Annotated in this window: 14 protein-coding genes; 5 read left to right on the forward strand and 9 right to left on the reverse strand. The window is 71.1% G+C overall.

What is annotated here, in order from left to right; genetic code table 11:
* Positions 1-56: 56 nt before the first annotated feature.
* The gene (locus ASC58_RS01270) at positions 57-455 is read right to left on the reverse strand and encodes a LysM peptidoglycan-binding domain-containing protein (protein ID WP_235529041.1); all 399 of its coding nucleotides are present in this window, start codon (positions 453-455) and stop codon (positions 57-59) included.
* 249 nt (positions 456-704) lie between these two features.
* On the opposite strand from ASC58_RS01270, the gene lexA reads away from it, so the two are divergent.
* A complete protein-coding gene (gene lexA, locus ASC58_RS01275; protein ID WP_056915027.1) occupies positions 705-1430 on the forward strand; it encodes a transcriptional repressor LexA in 726 nt (241 codons plus the stop codon).
* Positions 1431-1715: 285 nt separating this feature from the next.
* Complete coding sequence (locus ASC58_RS01280) at positions 1716-4097, forward strand: FdhF/YdeP family oxidoreductase (protein WP_056918138.1); 2382 nt, start codon at positions 1716-1718, stop codon at positions 4095-4097.
* Between the two features lie 58 nt (positions 4098-4155).
* Here ASC58_RS01280 and ASC58_RS21220 read toward each other — a convergent pair whose 3' ends face one another.
* Positions 4156-4569: a DUF4259 domain-containing protein gene (locus tag ASC58_RS21220; RefSeq protein WP_056915028.1), complete on the reverse strand. Its 414-nt coding sequence runs from the start codon at positions 4567-4569 to the stop codon at positions 4156-4158.
* A gap of 219 nt (positions 4570-4788) precedes the next feature.
* Between ASC58_RS21220 and ASC58_RS01290 the strand changes: the two genes are divergently transcribed.
* Positions 4789-5700, forward strand: coding sequence for a hypothetical protein (locus tag ASC58_RS01290; RefSeq protein ID WP_162246805.1), 912 nt, complete (start codon positions 4789-4791; stop codon positions 5698-5700).
* On the opposite strand, the gene ASC58_RS01295 is transcribed toward ASC58_RS01290, so the two are convergent.
* Complete coding sequence (locus ASC58_RS01295) at positions 5697-6224, reverse strand: GNAT family N-acetyltransferase (RefSeq protein WP_056918140.1); 528 nt, start codon at positions 6222-6224, stop codon at positions 5697-5699. The two genes, ASC58_RS01290 and ASC58_RS01295, sit on opposite strands and share 4 nt — an antisense overlap.
* Before the next feature lie 18 nt (positions 6225-6242).
* On the opposite strand from ASC58_RS01295, the gene ASC58_RS01300 reads away from it, so the two are divergent.
* The gene (locus ASC58_RS01300; RefSeq protein ID WP_200947701.1) at positions 6243-6857 is read left to right on the forward strand and encodes a bifunctional 2-polyprenyl-6-hydroxyphenol methylase/3-demethylubiquinol 3-O-methyltransferase UbiG; all 615 of its coding nucleotides are present in this window, start codon (positions 6243-6245) and stop codon (positions 6855-6857) included.
* On the opposite strand, the gene ASC58_RS01305 is transcribed toward ASC58_RS01300, so the two are convergent.
* The 4 genes from ASC58_RS01305 to ASC58_RS20855 all read right to left on the reverse strand — a co-directional run bounded on the left by ASC58_RS01305 (position 6838) and on the right by ASC58_RS20855 (position 10425).
* Positions 6838-7686 carry an NAD-dependent protein deacetylase gene (locus tag ASC58_RS01305; RefSeq protein ID WP_235529042.1) on the reverse strand — a complete coding sequence of 283 codons (849 nt, stop codon included), beginning with the start codon at positions 7684-7686 and terminating at the stop codon, positions 6838-6840. The two genes, ASC58_RS01300 and ASC58_RS01305, sit on opposite strands and share 20 nt — an antisense overlap.
* Positions 7687-7789: 103 nt before the next feature.
* A complete protein-coding gene (locus tag ASC58_RS01310) occupies positions 7790-9037 on the reverse strand; it encodes a patatin-like phospholipase family protein (protein WP_056918432.1) in 1248 nt (415 codons plus the stop codon).
* A gap of 33 nt (positions 9038-9070) precedes the next feature.
* The gene (locus ASC58_RS21470) at positions 9071-10012 is read right to left on the reverse strand and encodes a hypothetical protein (RefSeq protein ID WP_235529043.1); all 942 of its coding nucleotides are present in this window, start codon (positions 10010-10012) and stop codon (positions 9071-9073) included.
* Positions 10009-10425, reverse strand: a complete 417-nt coding sequence (locus tag ASC58_RS20855) for a DUF6318 family protein (RefSeq protein WP_157598327.1) — start codon at positions 10423-10425, stop codon at positions 10009-10011. Before ASC58_RS20855 ends, ASC58_RS21470 begins: the two co-directional genes overlap by 4 nt.
* Positions 10426-10791: 366 nt before the next feature.
* Between ASC58_RS20855 and ASC58_RS01320 the strand changes: the two genes are divergently transcribed.
* On the forward strand, positions 10792-11721 hold the full coding sequence (locus ASC58_RS01320; protein WP_056915034.1) for a LysR family transcriptional regulator: 930 nt from the start codon (positions 10792-10794) through the stop codon (positions 11719-11721).
* Between the two features lie 14 nt (positions 11722-11735).
* On the opposite strand, the gene ASC58_RS01325 is transcribed toward ASC58_RS01320, so the two are convergent.
* Together ASC58_RS01325 and ASC58_RS20395 are read right to left on the reverse strand one after the other, a co-directional pair.
* Positions 11736-14165, reverse strand: coding sequence for a ComEC/Rec2 family competence protein (locus ASC58_RS01325; protein WP_056918143.1), 2430 nt, complete (start codon positions 14163-14165; stop codon positions 11736-11738).
* Complete coding sequence (locus ASC58_RS20395; RefSeq protein ID WP_235529044.1) at positions 14162-15019, reverse strand: helix-hairpin-helix domain-containing protein; 858 nt, start codon at positions 15017-15019, stop codon at positions 14162-14164. Before ASC58_RS20395 ends, ASC58_RS01325 begins: the two co-directional genes overlap by 4 nt.
* Between the last annotated feature and the right edge of the window lie 19 nt (positions 15020-15038).

A 15038-nucleotide genomic window follows, 5' to 3' on the forward strand; every position in this document is an offset into this window, starting at 1 on the left:
CACACGGAGGTCTCTCCGTCCCACCCGATGCCGAGTGATGGGTGGGGTGACCTCGCTCAGCCGGCGGCCGGGATGAGCAGCGTCTGCCCGGCGTGGACGTCGGACCCGGTCAGGTCGTTGGCGACCTGGATGCGGGCGACGGCCTCGGTGACCGGCAGCTGCGGCAGCTGGGCCGCCGCGACCTCGGACAGGGTCTGACCGGTCTGGACGGTCGTCGAGTGGTCGATGACCGCTGCGGACGCGCCCCCCGAGAGCAGGCTGATCGCGAGGACCACCGCTGCGACGGCCACGGACACGGTGATCGCCAGGCGGCCGGCGCGGGTCAGCCGCAGCGGCGCCGCCGGACGGATGACGACGTCCTCACCGGTCGGCACCGAGACGAGCTGCGGGCGCACGGGCCGAACGGGCATCCGCACGGGGGCGGGGGCGACGTCCCAAGCAACTGCTGCACTCATCTGGTCCTCCGTGGTGGTCAGGTGGCCGAAGCCCTTCGAACGGTTGTACGAAGTTCTTCTAGGCTGATTTCTAGCACGCATGTTCGAACTTCTCAAGACACGCCTCGAACACATGTTTGGCACTGACGTTCGAACGCCATACGCTGTGTTCATGCCTCACAGCACACCAGAGGCCACTGACAGTCCCACCCGTCACAGCACTGAGCACGGCGGCATACGCCACCTGACCTGCGGAAACGAGGAAACGGCATGAGCGAGGACAACGTCAAGGAGCTCCCCGACCGCGATCGGGGTGACGGTCTGACCGTCCGCCAGCGCCGGGTCCTCGAGGTGATCCGCAACTCGGTGGACCGCCGCGGGTACCCACCGAGCCTGCGCGAGATCGGTGAGGCCGTCGGTCTCACCTCCCCCAGCTCGGTGGCCCACCAGCTGTCCACCCTGGAGCGCAAGGGCTTCCTGCGCCGCGACCCCAACCGCCCTCGCGCGATCGAGGTCGTCTCCCCCGACTCGACGGCCGACATGCGCGGCTACCGCGGTGGGGCGAGCGTCGAGGACGAGACGGCGGTGTTCGACGAGACGGGGATGAACGACCGGCGTCCCGAGGCGTCGTACGTCCCGGTGCTCGGCCGGATCGCCGCCGGTGTGCCGATCCTCGCCGAGGAGACCGTCGAGGACGTCTTCCCGCTGCCCCGGCAGATCGTGGGCGAGGGGCAGCTCTTCCTGCTCCAGGTCGTCGGCGAGTCGATGATCGACGCCGCCATCTGCGACGGCGACTGGGTGGTCGTGCGCCAGCAGCCGACCGCCGACAACGGCGACATCGTCGCGGCGATGCTCGACAACGAGGCGACCGTCAAGACGTTCAAGCGCAAGGACGGCAAGGTCTGGCTCATGCCGCACAACGACGCGTTCGAGCCGATCGACGGCGACCACGCCACGATCCTCGGCAAGGTCACGGCGGTCCTGCGCCGAGTCTGAGCCGCGCCCGGACCGACCCAGCCGAGTCCGGGCCGACTGAGCTCTACCGAGCCCTGCCGAGCGCTACCGAGGCCGTGCCCCGGCCGCCCTCCCCCCAGCTCCCCCGTGTGCCGCCGTGGACCGACCCCCGCGGCGGCACACGGGTGGTCACCGGGGATCGGGCATCCCGGGCGCGCATGGTTCGGGTGGGACTGGGTACGTTCGGGGTGAAGGCGCAGGTTCCGGACCGGGGCCCGCGCGGCACGCGCCCGGCAACGCCAGGCACCCGGAGAACGAGGTTCACGCATGGGCAAGCACGACGAGAGCGACTACTCCGAGGCCGACCTGGTGGTCAAGGGCCAGGAGGACCACGCCGCCGGTCCGACGGCGGTGGCGGTGTCGATGAAGCGCTCCATCGACCACATGGGCCTCAAGCGGACGGCCCAGACGCTCCTCAAGCTCAACCAGGCCGAGGGCTTCGACTGCATGAGCTGCGCCTGGCCGGACCCCGATCCCGGTCACCGGCACACGGCCGAGTTCTGCGAGAACGGTGCCAAGGCGGTCGCCGAGGAGGCCACCCGCGACCGGGCCACCCCCGAGTTCTTCGCCCAGCACAGCATCGCCGAGCTCGACGCCCACACCGAGCACTGGCTCGGCCAGCAGGGCCGCATCACCCACCCGATGGTCAAGCGTCCGGGCGGGACGCACTACGAGCCGATCGAGTGGGACGAGGCGTTCGACCTCATCGGCGCCGAGCTGCGCTCGCTCGCGAGTCCGGACGAGGCGACCTTCTACACCTCGGGCCGCGCGTCCAACGAGTCGGCGTTCGCGTACCAGCTGTTCGTCCGCGCGTTCGGCACCAACAACCTGCCGGACTGCTCGAACATGTGCCACGAGTCCACGAGCATCGCGCTGCAGGAGTCCATCGGCATCGGCAAGGCCAGCGTCACCCTCGACGACGTGCACACGGCCTCGGTCATCGTCATCGCCGGCCAGAACCCCGGCACGAACCACCCGCGGATGCTGTCCGCCCTCGAGATCGCCAAGGCGAACGGCGCCAAGATCATCTCGATCAACCCGCTGCGCGAGGCGGGGCTCGTGCGGTTCAAGAACCCGCAGAAGCCCAAGGGCGTCGTCGGCCACGGCACGGCGATGGCCGACCTGCACCTGCCGGTGAAGGTCAACGGCGACCTCGCGCTCTTCCAGGCGATCGGGTCGCTGCTCGTCGAGTGGGACGCGCTCGACCACGAGTTCATCGCCACCCACTCGACGGGGTTCGAGCAGTGGCGCGACCACGTCCGCGCCGTCGACTGGGACCAGGTCGTCGAGGTCACCGGGCTGTCCCGTGAGCTCATCACCCAGGCTGCCGAGATGCTGCGCGGCTCGACCCGGACGGTCTACTGCTGGGCGATGGGCCTGACCCAGCACCGCAACGGGGTCGCCACCATCAAGGAGGTCGTCAACCTCGCCCTCGCACAGGGCAACATCGGCCGTGAGGGGGCTGGCCTCCTTCCCGTCCGCGGCCACTCGAACGTCCAGGGCGACCGCACCATGGGCATCTGGGAGCGGCCCCCGGCGACGTTCCTCGACGCGCTCCAGAAGGAGTTCGGCTTCGACCCGCCGCGCGAGCACGGCCTCGACGTCGTGGACTCCCTGCGTGGCATGCGCGACGGCAAGGTCCACTTCTTCATGGGGCTCGGCGGCAACTTCGTGCAGGCCGTGTCGGACACCGACATCGCGATCCCCGCGATGCGCAAGGTCCGCATGACCGTGCAGGTGTCCACCAAGATCAACCGGTCCCACCTCGTCTGCGGCGAGACCGCCCTGATCCTGCCCACCAAGGGCCGCACCGAGAAGGACATCCAGGCCAGCGGGGCCCAGTGGATCTCGGTCGAGGACTCCACGTGCTCGGTGCACGCGTCGCGCGGCCCGCTGGAGCCGGCCAGCCCCCAGCTCAAGTCCGAGGTCGACATCGTCACCCGCATCGCCGAGGCGACGCTCGGGGACCGGTACGGCCTGCAGTGGAAGGCGATGCGCGATGACTACCGCACCATCCGCCACCACATCGCCAAGGTCGTCCCCGGGTGCGAGGACTACGAGGTCAACGTCCGCAAGCCGGGCGGCATGATCATGCCGCACCCGCCGCGCGACACCCGGACGTTCGACACCAAGACCGGCAAGGCCGAGTTCGTCGCCTCCCCGATCGAGGTGGTGCACGTGCCCGAGGGCCACGTGCTGCTGCAGACGCTGCGCAGCCACGACCAGTACAACACCACCATCTACGGCCTCAGCGACCGCTATCGCGGCATCGAGGGTGGCCGCAAGGTGGTCTTCGTGCACCCCGACGACATCGCGGCCTTCGGTCTGGCGGACGGCGACCTCGTCGACATCACCACCCGGTGGACCGGTGACGACGTGGTCCGGTGCGTTCGCGGGTTCCGGGTGGTCTCGTACGACACCCCGCGGGGATCGGCCGCGGCCTACTACCCCGAGACCAACCCCTTGGTCCCGCTGGACTCGACGGCGATCGGCAGCAACACCCCCACCTCGAAGTCGGTCGTGGTCTCACTCGCCCGGTCGACGTCGAGCGCGCCCGCGTCGGGGGACAGCGCCGGCGGGTCCTCGCAGGCCGCCACGGGTTCGGACTGGGACCACAAGAAGACCCCGGAGCCGGAGCACCTGTCCTGACCGGTGCCCGGGGGGGGCGCCGGTAGGCGTCACCCCGGGCAGGGTCGGCTCGTCGGGGTCACTCGCCGAGGGTCTCGAGGTACCTGCTCAGGCGCTCGGTGATGTCGTCCGTGGCGCTGGCCTCGTCCCACAGCTCCCACCACTCGTTGTCGTCGGGGCGCAGCGCGCGGTGCAGGGCCTTGGTGGCCAGGTCCTCGAGCCCCTCGTCGACCACGATGGGCTCGTCCTCGATCCACCGCGGCAGGTACGGCTCGCGGATCGCACTCTCGAAGTCGTCACTCGCCGCCACCACGACGGCGGCGGCGATGGCCTCGGCCATCTCCGGTGCCTCGATGTAGGCGCGCGACCCGACCACCCGGACCATCGCGTGCTCCACCCGGGCCCGACGCTCGTGCGGCTCGGCGTCCTCGAGGGCGTCGAGGAAGTCCAGCGCGTCGTCGTTCTCGAACGGTCCTGTCCCGGTAGCTCCCATACCGGCCTCCTTGTGCTCGGTCGTGCAGTGGCTCGACAGCGTGACCCGTCGAGCGTGCAACAGTCCCGGACGACACGCCAGTGGTCGTTCGGGCCATTCCTGACTCCACCGGACGGCACCTCCGGACGCCTCGACATCGCCGAGGAAATGCCGTCGCCCGGAACGGGCCGGCAGGTCTAGCCTCGAGGTGCAGGGAGCCCCGCCCACCGGGAGGACCTCGTGCTGCACCCTTCGTCGACCGTATGGCGCGGACTCGCCGTGGCCGTCCTCGCCACCGTGGTGGCGGCCTGTGCGAGCGGCACCCCCGCCGTCACGGAGCGAGGCGCCCGCCCGTCCGGGTCGGCCGGTACGTCGTCGACCACGAGCACCGCCGACCCGGGCCATCCCGTCGGCGTCGTGGCGGTCGGCCACTCCGGGATGACGGGGTTCCACTCCGACCCGAACGCCCCCGACGACGACGTGTTCGCGAACTCCTGGGCCACCGGCACCAACCCTGCGGTCGACAGCATCTACGCCCGCCTCACCCGCGCCGTGCCCGAGACCGCCGACCACGTGGCCAACCTCGCCCGCGACGGCGCCGAGGCTGCCCTGCTGCCCTACCAGGCCCACGACGCCCTCCGCCTCGTGCCCACTCCCCGGCTGGCCCTGGTGCAGATCATGGACAACGACATCCGTTGTGACGGAACCGATTCCGCTCACCTTGCCGAGTTCCGTGCCTCGGTGCGTGAAGCGGTGGACGTGCTCGTCGCCGCCTCGCCGAAGGTGTCGGTGGTCCTCGTGAGCGGGGCCGGTCGACCAGCCACCTATGCCGCCGCCATCGCCGCTCTCCCAACCACTCCAGCCGATCTCGTCGGCACCGGACCGTGCGCGTTGTTCAAGGCCAACAAGACGGTCAACACCACCGAGGTCAACCACCTCACACGGCTGATGGAGGCGTACGAGGCCGAGCTCGCGAAGGTGTGCACCGGTGTCCCGCAGTGCCACACTGACGCGGGCGCGGCCACCCGGGTGGTCGACTCCCTCGACGCCTACGGCACCGACCTCGGTCACCAGTCCGTCATCGGCCACGCGCGGACTGCGGCGGCCGTCTGGCCGGAGGTGGCCAAGGCGCTGGGCCTGCCGACCGGTTAGCCGTCGGCCGTCACCCGCCGCTGGTACCAGGCCGTGTCGACCCAGCGGTCGAACTTGCGGCCCGCCTCTCGCAGCACGCCCACCTCGACGAACCCGTGCTTGCGGTGCAGGGCGATGCTCCCGTCGTTGGGCAGGGCGATCACGGCCACCTGGGTGTGCACCTGCGGGAGGGCGTCGAGGCGGGCGAGCAGCGCTGCATACAGGAGCGTGCCGAGGCCAGCCCCGCGGACGCTCCGCGCGAGGTAGACCGACACCTCCTTGGTGCCGTCGTACGCGGGTCGGGGACGGAACGGTCCCGAGAAGGCGTAACCGAGCACCTCCCCGCCGTGAGTCGCGACGAGGACGATGTCGCTGCCGGCGGCGTGGGCGAGCTTCTCACCGAGGTAGGCCGTTCCGCGCGGCTCGGTGTCGAACGTCGCCACCGAGGTCAGCACCTCCTCGTCGTAGATCGCGGCCATCGCCGACAGGTCCGCAGCGGTGGCGTCCCGGACGGTGACCTCGTCGGCGGTGGCGGATTCGTTCATGTCGGCGATGCTAGGGGGATGACCGACCGGCAGCGCATGTGGGACGAACGGTATGCAGCGAGCGACCGCGTCTGGAGCGCCGGCCCCAACGCCGAGGTCGAGCGCATCGTCGGCGGCTGGAAGCCGGACCGCACCGCCCAGGGTGGACGAGGCGGTCGCGCCCTCGACCTGGGCGCGGGTGAGGGACGGCACGCGGTGTGGCTCGCCTCGCTCGGGTGGCGGGTCACCGCGGTCGACTTCTCGCCCGTCGGCCTGGGCAAGGGCGAGGCCGAGGCGACCCGGCGTGCGCTGCGGGTGGACTGGGTCGTCGCCGACGCGCGTTCGTGGCAGCCGCCTGAGGGTGTCCTGTTCGACCTGGTCCTCGTGGCCTACCTGCACCTGCCCGAGGACGTGCTGAGCCGCACCACGCGGTGGCTCGCCCCGGGTGGTGCGCTGGTCGTCGTGGGGCACGCCCTGCGGAACCTCACCGAAGGAGTCGGCGGCCCCTCCGACCCCTCGCTGCTGCACACCCTGGAGGAGCTGCGGGTTGCCTCCGCGGGACTGTCGGTCGAGCGTTGCGAGGAGATCGTGCGCCCGACCGAGGGTGGCGACGCCATCGACGCCGTCCTGGTGGCTAGGCGACCAGCCGACTGACCAGCTCGGTCAACGTGGGTCCCAGTGGGGCATCGACCTGGACGGTCGCCTCGGCGTCACCGCGGGTTGACCCGCGCGTGATGATCACGACCGGTATGCCGCGTGCGGCCGCCCGCCGCACGAACCGGTAGCCACTCATCACCTTGAGGCTCGAGCCCAGGACGAGCAGCACGTCCGCCTCCTCGGTGAGGCGAAAACAGTGCTCCACCAACGGCTTCGGCACCGACTCCCCGAAGAAGACGACGTCCGGCTTGAGGGTGTCGTGCTGGCAGACGAGGCAGAGCGGGACGATGAAGTCCTGCACGTCGAGCTCGTTGAGGGCGATGTCGCCGTCGGGCCGGATCTCGTTGCTCGTGACCTCGAACGACGGGTTCGTCAGCCGCATGCGCTCGTCGAGGTCCCACCGGCTCGAGCGGTCGCCACAGGTGAGGCAGACGACCCTGGCGAGGGCGCCGTGGAGCTCGGTCACCTCCGTCGTGCCGGACTGCTGGTGGAGCCCGTCCACGTTCTGCGTGATGACGGGACCGAGGTAGCCGCCACGCTGCAGGGTGGTGACGGCCTCGTGACCTGCGTTCGGACGGGCGAGGTTGAACCGCTGCCAGCCGACGTAGCTACGGGCCCAGTAGCGCTGCCGCGCCTCGGACGACCTGACGAACTCGGAGTACTGCATGGGCGTCACCCGGCGGTTGCCGTCCGGGCCGCGGTAGTCGGGGATCCCGGACTCGGTGGAGATGCCGGCACCGGTCAGGGTGAGGACGTTCCCGTGTCCGAGGAGGTCCACCACCGCATCGAGGTCGGTCCGCCGGCTCGCACGGGTCGTCTCGGTCACCACCACAGGTTACGTGGGCTGGTCGCTCTGTGCTCGGCGCGCTCGCGCGCCCGGGGCTCCGGTGGCACGCGAGGGCTGGGTGCCGTGGCGCCGAGCCGCGCTCTCACGTGCGACCGAGCAGGGTGCGCCTGGCGGAGTCGTGGAGGGCCCGGGTCGCCACCCCCACGTCCGCCACCTCGGGGTGCGGCGGCACGGCGGGGACGTCGCGAGCGATGAGCTCGGGTGCCTGGCTGCGCACCTGTGCCTCCGCGACCATGTAGCCGTGCCGCTCGAGGATCTGCTGCTCCTGCGTCGAGAACGCGTCGAGGTCAGTGCGGACGGCGTTGATGAGCTCGGCGACCTCACGCGGGTAGCAACCGGGTACCGCTGTGTCGAGGGCCCAGGCGGTGCCACCGAGGACCCCGCGGTGGTAGCCCGCCTGGAGCCACCGGCTGCGGACCGACTGGCCGCCGCTGGTGGCGATCCCCAGGATTCGGAGCATCCGGCCGTGGATGGTGCGTTCGGTGCGGGCGCGGAAGACGCCGCCACCGTCGCTGACCAGGACCGTGCTGTGCGACTTCCAGACGGGCTCGAGCCCGAGGTTGTCGTAGACGCCACCGTCCGTGAGCCGGATGTGCTGCTGGATGCGTCGGCGCTCCTCCGGTGACTCGAGACCCGCGTGCCCACCGGTCAGCCGCATCGGCTCGCCGTCGAACACCATCGGGGCGAAGAACGGTGGGAAGGCGCAGGAGGCCGCCACGATGTCGGCGATGCGCACGGAGGCCGGCGGCGCGGCATACCCCAGGCGGTAGTCCCCGACGCGTCCGTGCGGTGCGTGCGCCGTGGGGTCCTCGAAGACCCAGTTGACGCCATAGGCGATCTCCGTGGCGCCGGTGATGATCGCGGGGCCGGCGATCGCGTTGTCGCGCAACGGGATCGACCACCAGTCGATCTCGGACGCCAACTCGTCGGACAAGGCCCTGACGGCTGCGTCGTCGGTGAACCAGTGCCACGGCTTGAGCTTGGCCAGCAGGGCCGCGGTCCGGATGTTGCGGGAGGTGAGGCGGCGCAACGGTGTGGCCACCAGCTCGTCGAACCCCCCGACCCGCTCCCCCGCCGACCGGTCCGCCGGGAACTCGAGCCTGGCGTCGGCGAGCAGGTTCGCGACGAGGGATCCGCCCGAGACGCCGCTGATGGTGTCGAGCTGGCTGAGGATGCCGAGCTCGTCGAGCCGTCGAACCGCACCGAGGTGGAACAGCGCCGCCCGGTAGCCACCGCCGGAGAGACAGAGGGCTTTGCCCCGCCGATGGCTCGACGTGGTGATGACGTCGTCGAGGGTGGCGTGGCTGGTGGCGGTGGGCTCGTGGTTCATCGTGCGACCGATGAAACCAGAGGTCGCCGACACTCAGTGGTCGACGAGCCGGGCCTCGGCCTCGCGGACCTGGAGGGTGGTGACCGGCTCGTTCTGGAGGTCGGCGACGGCGTTGATGGGCGTCCACGGACCGCCGTTGACGCGGTACTGGCCGGTCAGCTGCGAGTCGACCGTGACCCTGGCAGCCCGATCGGTCGACGTGTAGGTGTGCCGGATCTTCCCGTCGGGGTACACCCCGCCGGGATCGGTGACCTGACCGCTGCTGCTGCCGTCGCCGTAGTGGAACTCGTACGAGCGTGGCGCGATCTTGAACTCCACCGACCAGGACAAGAGCTTCACCGGGGCGCTGACCTCGCCCGGCTGGAGGCCGGCGTCACCGGGCCAGGTCGCGCGGAAGTACGTCGGGAGGTTGACCAGGGTGACGTTGCCGGCAGGCTGGATCGCGACGCGTGGCTTGGAGAACGGCAGCTGCCTGAACGCCGTCTGGATCTGGCCCATGGTCGGGATCGCCGGGGGTGCCGGGACGCCCGGAGGAAGGGTGTCCAGGCCGCACAGGGTGTTGACGGTCGTCCACGCCGCGTCGGGGTTGGACCTCGGGCGCGACTGCACCCAGTACAGGACCTCGTCCGACGGAGGGTTCCGGAAGGAGCAGGCCGTCATGGCGTACGAGCAGTTGGTCTCCTCACCACCGGCCGTGTCTGAGATACGCGCCGGCTTGCACGCCAGGACGACCTTGTAGACGAACTTGCTCTGCGTCGACGAGATCGGTTCGACCTCCGCACCCTTTCCATTAGCCCTTGCCGGACTGCCGCCGTTCTTGACAAAGGACTTGATGAACTGGTTGGAGACGGTGCCTTTTGGTGGCGGCTGGGTGGCTGCCCGGGCGCTGGGGTGCAGTGCAATTGACCCAGCACAAGCGAACCCGAGCACGAGGCGGCCCCGGCGCCATGCTTTCGACTCTCGGAAGCCAATCATTGGACAACCTCCGAGTCCGCCACACGCCAAGACTCGTCAGACCACTTCAGTGTGTATCGGAAGTTGAGTTTCGCCGGGGCCGAGGTCTCGACGACTTTTCCATTCCGGTCGACGATCAGACTCCCTTGATCCGTCACAAGCACGTCGACAATCGGAGCGTTGAGGGGCGAACCTGGATCCATTTGAACGGCACCCAGCCTGAACGAAGAACGCTCGCCATGCTCACCCCTCGATGCTCGTCCATCGAGAATCTGGATGAAGTCTTGGCATGTCTTGCAACTCATCATTGAAAGAGGAGCCAGCGACTTCGTCGAACTCGTAGCAGCAGCGTCGCCGAGAGTCTCGGTGTAGAACCGGGCGAAGGCCTCCGCGCCTTCGGGGGTCTTCTTGCTGGCGGCGGGCGGGACGGCCACCGTGGCCGAGGTCGAGCTCGGAGTGCCCGTCGTGCTCGACGACGGAGCCGACGTCGTGCTGGCCGACGAGGACGGCGAGGTCGCGGATGTCGTCCCTGGCGGTGACTCCCCGCCACCGGTGCACCCGGCCACGAGCGCTCCCCCGAGCGCCACCGCAACCACGAAACCCGTTCGTCGTGAACGCACGCAACTCCCCTTTGCCGTCCCCGGATCACCCGCAGCGATGCGGCCGATCGCATGGATTCTACGGATTTCGACCGTTTGGGCCATCCCGTCATCCACAGGCCCCGACCCCCACCCGGCCAGCACTCATCACCATTGCATCATCAACTACTGGCTTCGATAACTTTCGGTTATGATCGCCCCATGATTGACGCTGCCGGCCTGCGGGTCATGAAGGCCATCGCCGACGAAGGAAGCTTCACCGGCGCCGCCCTGTCGCTCGGGTACTCCCAGCCCGCCATCTCGCAGATGGTCCGCCGCCTCGAGCAGCGCACGGGCACCGTCCTGGTCGAACGCGTGGGCCGCAACGTCCGCCTCACCGAGGCCGGTCAGGTCCTCGCCCGTCACGCCGTCGCAGTCCTCTCCGCGCTCGACGCCGCCGAGGAGGAGGTCGCCGCGATCGCCGGCCTGCGCGCCGGGCGCGTGCGGCTCATGGCGTTCCCCTCGAGCTCGGCGACGCTCGTCCCCCGCGCCCTCGCCCTCGTCAAGCAGCGGTTCCCCGACGTCCAGGTCACCTTCACCGAGGCCGAGCCGCCCGAGTCGCTGGCGGCCCTCAAGGCCGGTGAGTGCGACCTCGCTGTTGCCTTCGCGTACGAGGGCACCGACGTCGGCCGGGGCGAGGAGGACATGGACCTCTTCGTGACGCACAAGCTGCTCGACGACGAGGTCCGCCTCGCCCTGCCCCGGACCCATCCGCTGGCGGACCGCGACGGCATCGAGCTCTCCGCCCTGGCCACCGAGAACTGGATCGCCGGCTGCCCCCGCTGTCGCGGCCACCTCCTGCAGATGTGTGCCAACGAGGGCTTCACGCCGAACGTCGGCTTCGAGACCGAGGACTACGTCGCCGTCCTCGGCCTGGTCGCGGAGGGCCTCGGTGTCGCCCTGATCCCCGACCTGATCCTGCGCACCGCCAACCACCACGACGTGGTGACCCTGCCGATCACGCCCTCCTCGCGCAGGACCATCAGCGTCGTCACCACCGCAGACCTGCAGCGGGTACCCGCGGTCCAGGCCACCATCGATGCCCTCTGTGAGGCCGCCAAGGCGAAGCCGCGGGTCCTCGCGAGCAACTGACCGGTCCCGCCGGCTCACCGTCGGCGCCACGTCACTCCGACCGATCCGCCGTCGGCGACCACTGCGACGTCACCCCGCTGGTCGGTCCGGAAGACCGCTGATCCGTTGCGCCGCAACACCTCCAGCGCCTTCGGTGACGGGTGACCATAGTCGTTGTCCTTGCCGACGCTGATCACGGCGACGGGCGCAGCCACCGTTGCCATGAGGTCCTCGTCGAGGTTGCCCGAACCGTGGTGCGCCACCTTGACCACGTCGAACCCGGCTGCCCGCGCGCTCATCGTGGGGTCTCGCCGAAGGGCGAGCAGCACCGCGTGGGCGGCCTCACGTTCGACGTCACCGAGCAGGAGCAGGTCGACCGGCCCGGACCGCACCGCCAGGACGACGCTCGCGTTGTTGGGGACCGAACCCGTCGACAGCCGCCGTTGCGGCCACCACACGTCCGCGGTCACCCCCGGCCAGGCCAGGTGGTCACCAGCCACCACCTCCCGCAGGGGTATGCCGCGTGCCCGCGCCCACTGCCCCACCTCCTTCCACTGGTGGTCGGGCTCGCGGACCGGGGTGCTCAGCACCTCGCGCACCTCGCGACCCGCGATGGCGCCGGGGAGACCGTCGACGTGGTCGGCGTGGAAGTGGGTCAGCACGACCGAGTCGAGCACCTCGACGTGGAGCCTGCGCAGGCAGTGGTCGATCGCGGCCGGGTCGGGTCCGGCGTCGACGAGCACGGCATGGCGGGATGTCGTGGCCAGCACCAACCCGTCCCCCTGCCCGACGTCGCAGGCGACGAACCGCCACCCTGGCGCCGGCCAGGTCACCGTCGAGGTCGGGGCTGCTGCCGCGAGCACCAGGAGGGCAGCCGACAGCATCGCGACCGGCCGGGTCCGTGCCGCGTGCGCCCACCACCGACCGGACGAGATGACGGCGACCGTGACGACGGCGAGGAGGACCGCGCCGAAGGCTCCATCGGGCCATGGCATCGTGCCGCCCGGGACGGTTGCGCAGGTGCGGGCGATCCACGCGATCCCTTCGGCGGGCAGGGCGCCCAGCCAGCACAGGCCCGTCGCACCCAAGGGCCACAGCGGTGCGACCAGAGCAGCGGCGACACCACAGACGGTTGCCGGTGCCACGAGGGGCGCCGCCAACAGGTTGGCCAGCACTCCGACCACCGAGACGCTCCCCTGCAGCAGGACCACGACCGGGGCACACATCGCCTGGGCCGCGACGGGGATGGCGATCGCGGGCCCCCAGGACCGGAACCGTCCCGGCAGCCGGCGCCCGATGGCCTCGCCCCACGAGCGGGTGAACAACAGCAGGCCGAGGGTTGCCAGCGTCGACAGGGCGAACCCGTAGGAGCGCGACAGCCACGGGTCGACGACGAGCAGCACCAGTACGGCGGCGGACAGCACCGGGATGCCTGCAGCCCGACGCGATCTGCTCAACCCGATCAGGCCGATCGCGCCCATCGTCGCCGCGCGGATGACACTCGGCTCGGGGCGCGCGAGGACGACGAACCCGGCCAGGGCGATCCCCGCGACGTACGGCCTCCAGCGACGTCGCACCCCGAGCAGTCCGGCCCCGCCGAGGGCGAACGCCAGGACGATCGCCACGTTGCTGCCCGAGACGGCACTCAGGTGGGTCATGCCGGTGGCGAGCATGGCCTCGGTCAGGTCGTCGGGCGTCCGGCTGGTGTCGCCGATGACCAGCGCGGGCAGCAGACCCCGCGCGTCAGCGGGCAGGGGTGAGGCAGCGGTGCGCAGCCCGGAGCGCAACCGGTCGGCGCCGGTCTCGACCGTGCCGGGCGACGACGTCGTGGCAGGACCGCCGATCGGCCGGATCACGGCGATGACGTCGTCACCTGCCTCGGCCGGGACGAGCTTGCCCCGCACCCGGAGGCCCTCGCGCCACCGGACGCGCTCCCACCGTCCGTCGCCCATCACCAGCACGGGGCTGCGCACGTCGGAGCGCTCCCCGCGGGCCGTCACCCGCGTGGCGGTGAGTCGGAAGCGGACCGTCACGGCATCGCGTCCCGGCAGGGTGCGGACCGTCGGCTCGGACGCGACCAGTCCGTCGACCGTCACGACCGCGTGGTCCCGGGCCAGGGCACCCATCGGTCCGGCCGCCCGGGAGGCCAGGTGACCGGCCGTCGAGACCGCCACGAGCGCCACCCCCGCCAACGAGAGCCCGATCGCCCGGAGCCAGGTGGACGAAGCGCCGGGGCGCGCGCTGGGCCAGCCACGACCCTGGACGCCACCACCCTCGCGCCCAGGACGACCCAGGGCAGCGAGCCCTGCCAGGCCTGCCGCCACCACCCCGACCACCGCCAGGGTCCTGACCGACCAGGACAGCACCGACGCCGTGAACGCCCAGGCGACGAGCGCCGGGGCGAGCAGGCGCAGGTCAGGACCGGGGGCCGGGGTGCTGACAGGGTCATGGACCCGCGCGCTCACACGGTCACCTTGGGTTGGAGCTGCGCGAAGATTTTCTCGCCGATGCCGCTCACCTCTCCGAGCTCGTCGACCGACGCGAACCTGCCGTGCTCCGTGCGCCAGTCGAGGATGCGTTGGGCCAGCACCGGGCCGACGCCGGGCAGCTCCTCGAGCTCGGCGGCGGTCGCCCGGTTGAGGTCGACCTTGGCGCCGGGCGCACCGGCCGCACCCGTGCCCCCGCCAGTCGCTCCACCGCCCGGACCGCTGCCCGGACCGCTGCCCGACCCGGCGCCGCCGACGTTGCCTGTGCCCGCCCCCGCGGGCAGGGCGGACTCACCCGGTTTGGGGATCCGGATCTGTTCGCCATCCACCAGCAGCCGCGCGAGATTCACCGCGGCCAGGTCTGCACCGCGGACCGCGCCCCCGGCCCGGGCCACGGCATCGGCGACCCGTGAGCCGGCGGGGAGCGTGATGACCCCGGGCTTCCTCACCTGGCCGACCACGTGGACCGTCAGGGTGGTCGCCGCGCGGTCGGTGCCGGGTGGGCCGCCACCGCCCGAGGCCGTGCTGGACGAGGCGAAACCGGTCGCCCCCGCTGCACGCCCCACGACTGCGGACCCGGGTTCGGCCGGTGCGACGACCTCGGGAGCGCTGGCCGCTCGCGCCCAGGCAACGCGCACCCCGAACCCGACCGCGGCGACCACCACGACGATGAGCAGCCCCGCGACGGCGGCACGAGGACCGCTCAGCCGCGCGCCCACGAGCGACTGGGGCAGGGCGAAGAACCGCGGGCCCGGGGGCGTCGGTCGACGGTGCCGACCACCCGTCGAGGGCCGCTGCGGCGGGCGTCGGTCGACAGCAGGCGGACCCCCCACGTCCTCGAGCCAGTCACGG

The sequence above is a fragment of the Phycicoccus sp. Root101 genome, assembly GCF_001426245.1.
Classification (GTDB): domain Bacteria; phylum Actinomycetota; class Actinomycetes; order Actinomycetales; family Dermatophilaceae; genus Pedococcus.

Bases quoted from the DNA above. Each gene is read 5' to 3' on its own strand.
- ASC58_RS01270 (WP_235529041.1), bottom strand. From the start codon at position 455: ATGAGTGCAGCAGTTGCTTGGGACGTCGCCCCCGCCCCCGTGCGGATG.
- lexA (WP_056915027.1), top strand. From the start codon at position 705: ATGAGCGAGGACAACGTCAAGGAGCTCCCCGACCGCGATCGGGGTGAC.
- ASC58_RS01280 (WP_056918138.1), top strand. From the start codon at position 1,716: ATGGGCAAGCACGACGAGAGCGACTACTCCGAGGCCGACCTGGTGGTC.
- ASC58_RS21220 (WP_056915028.1), bottom strand. From the start codon at position 4,569: ATGGGAGCTACCGGGACAGGACCGTTCGAGAACGACGACGCGCTGGAC.
- ASC58_RS01295 (WP_056918140.1), bottom strand. From the start codon at position 6,224: ATGAACGAATCCGCCACCGCCGACGAGGTCACCGTCCGGGACGCCACC.
- ASC58_RS01300 (WP_200947701.1), top strand. From the start codon at position 6,243: ATGACCGACCGGCAGCGCATGTGGGACGAACGGTATGCAGCGAGCGAC.
- ASC58_RS01310 (WP_056918432.1), bottom strand. From the start codon at position 9,037: ATGAACCACGAGCCCACCGCCACCAGCCACGCCACCCTCGACGACGTC.
- ASC58_RS21470 (WP_235529043.1), bottom strand. From the start codon at position 10,012: ATGATTGGCTTCCGAGAGTCGAAAGCATGGCGCCGGGGCCGCCTCGTG.
- ASC58_RS01320 (WP_056915034.1), top strand. From the start codon at position 10,792: ATGATTGACGCTGCCGGCCTGCGGGTCATGAAGGCCATCGCCGACGAA.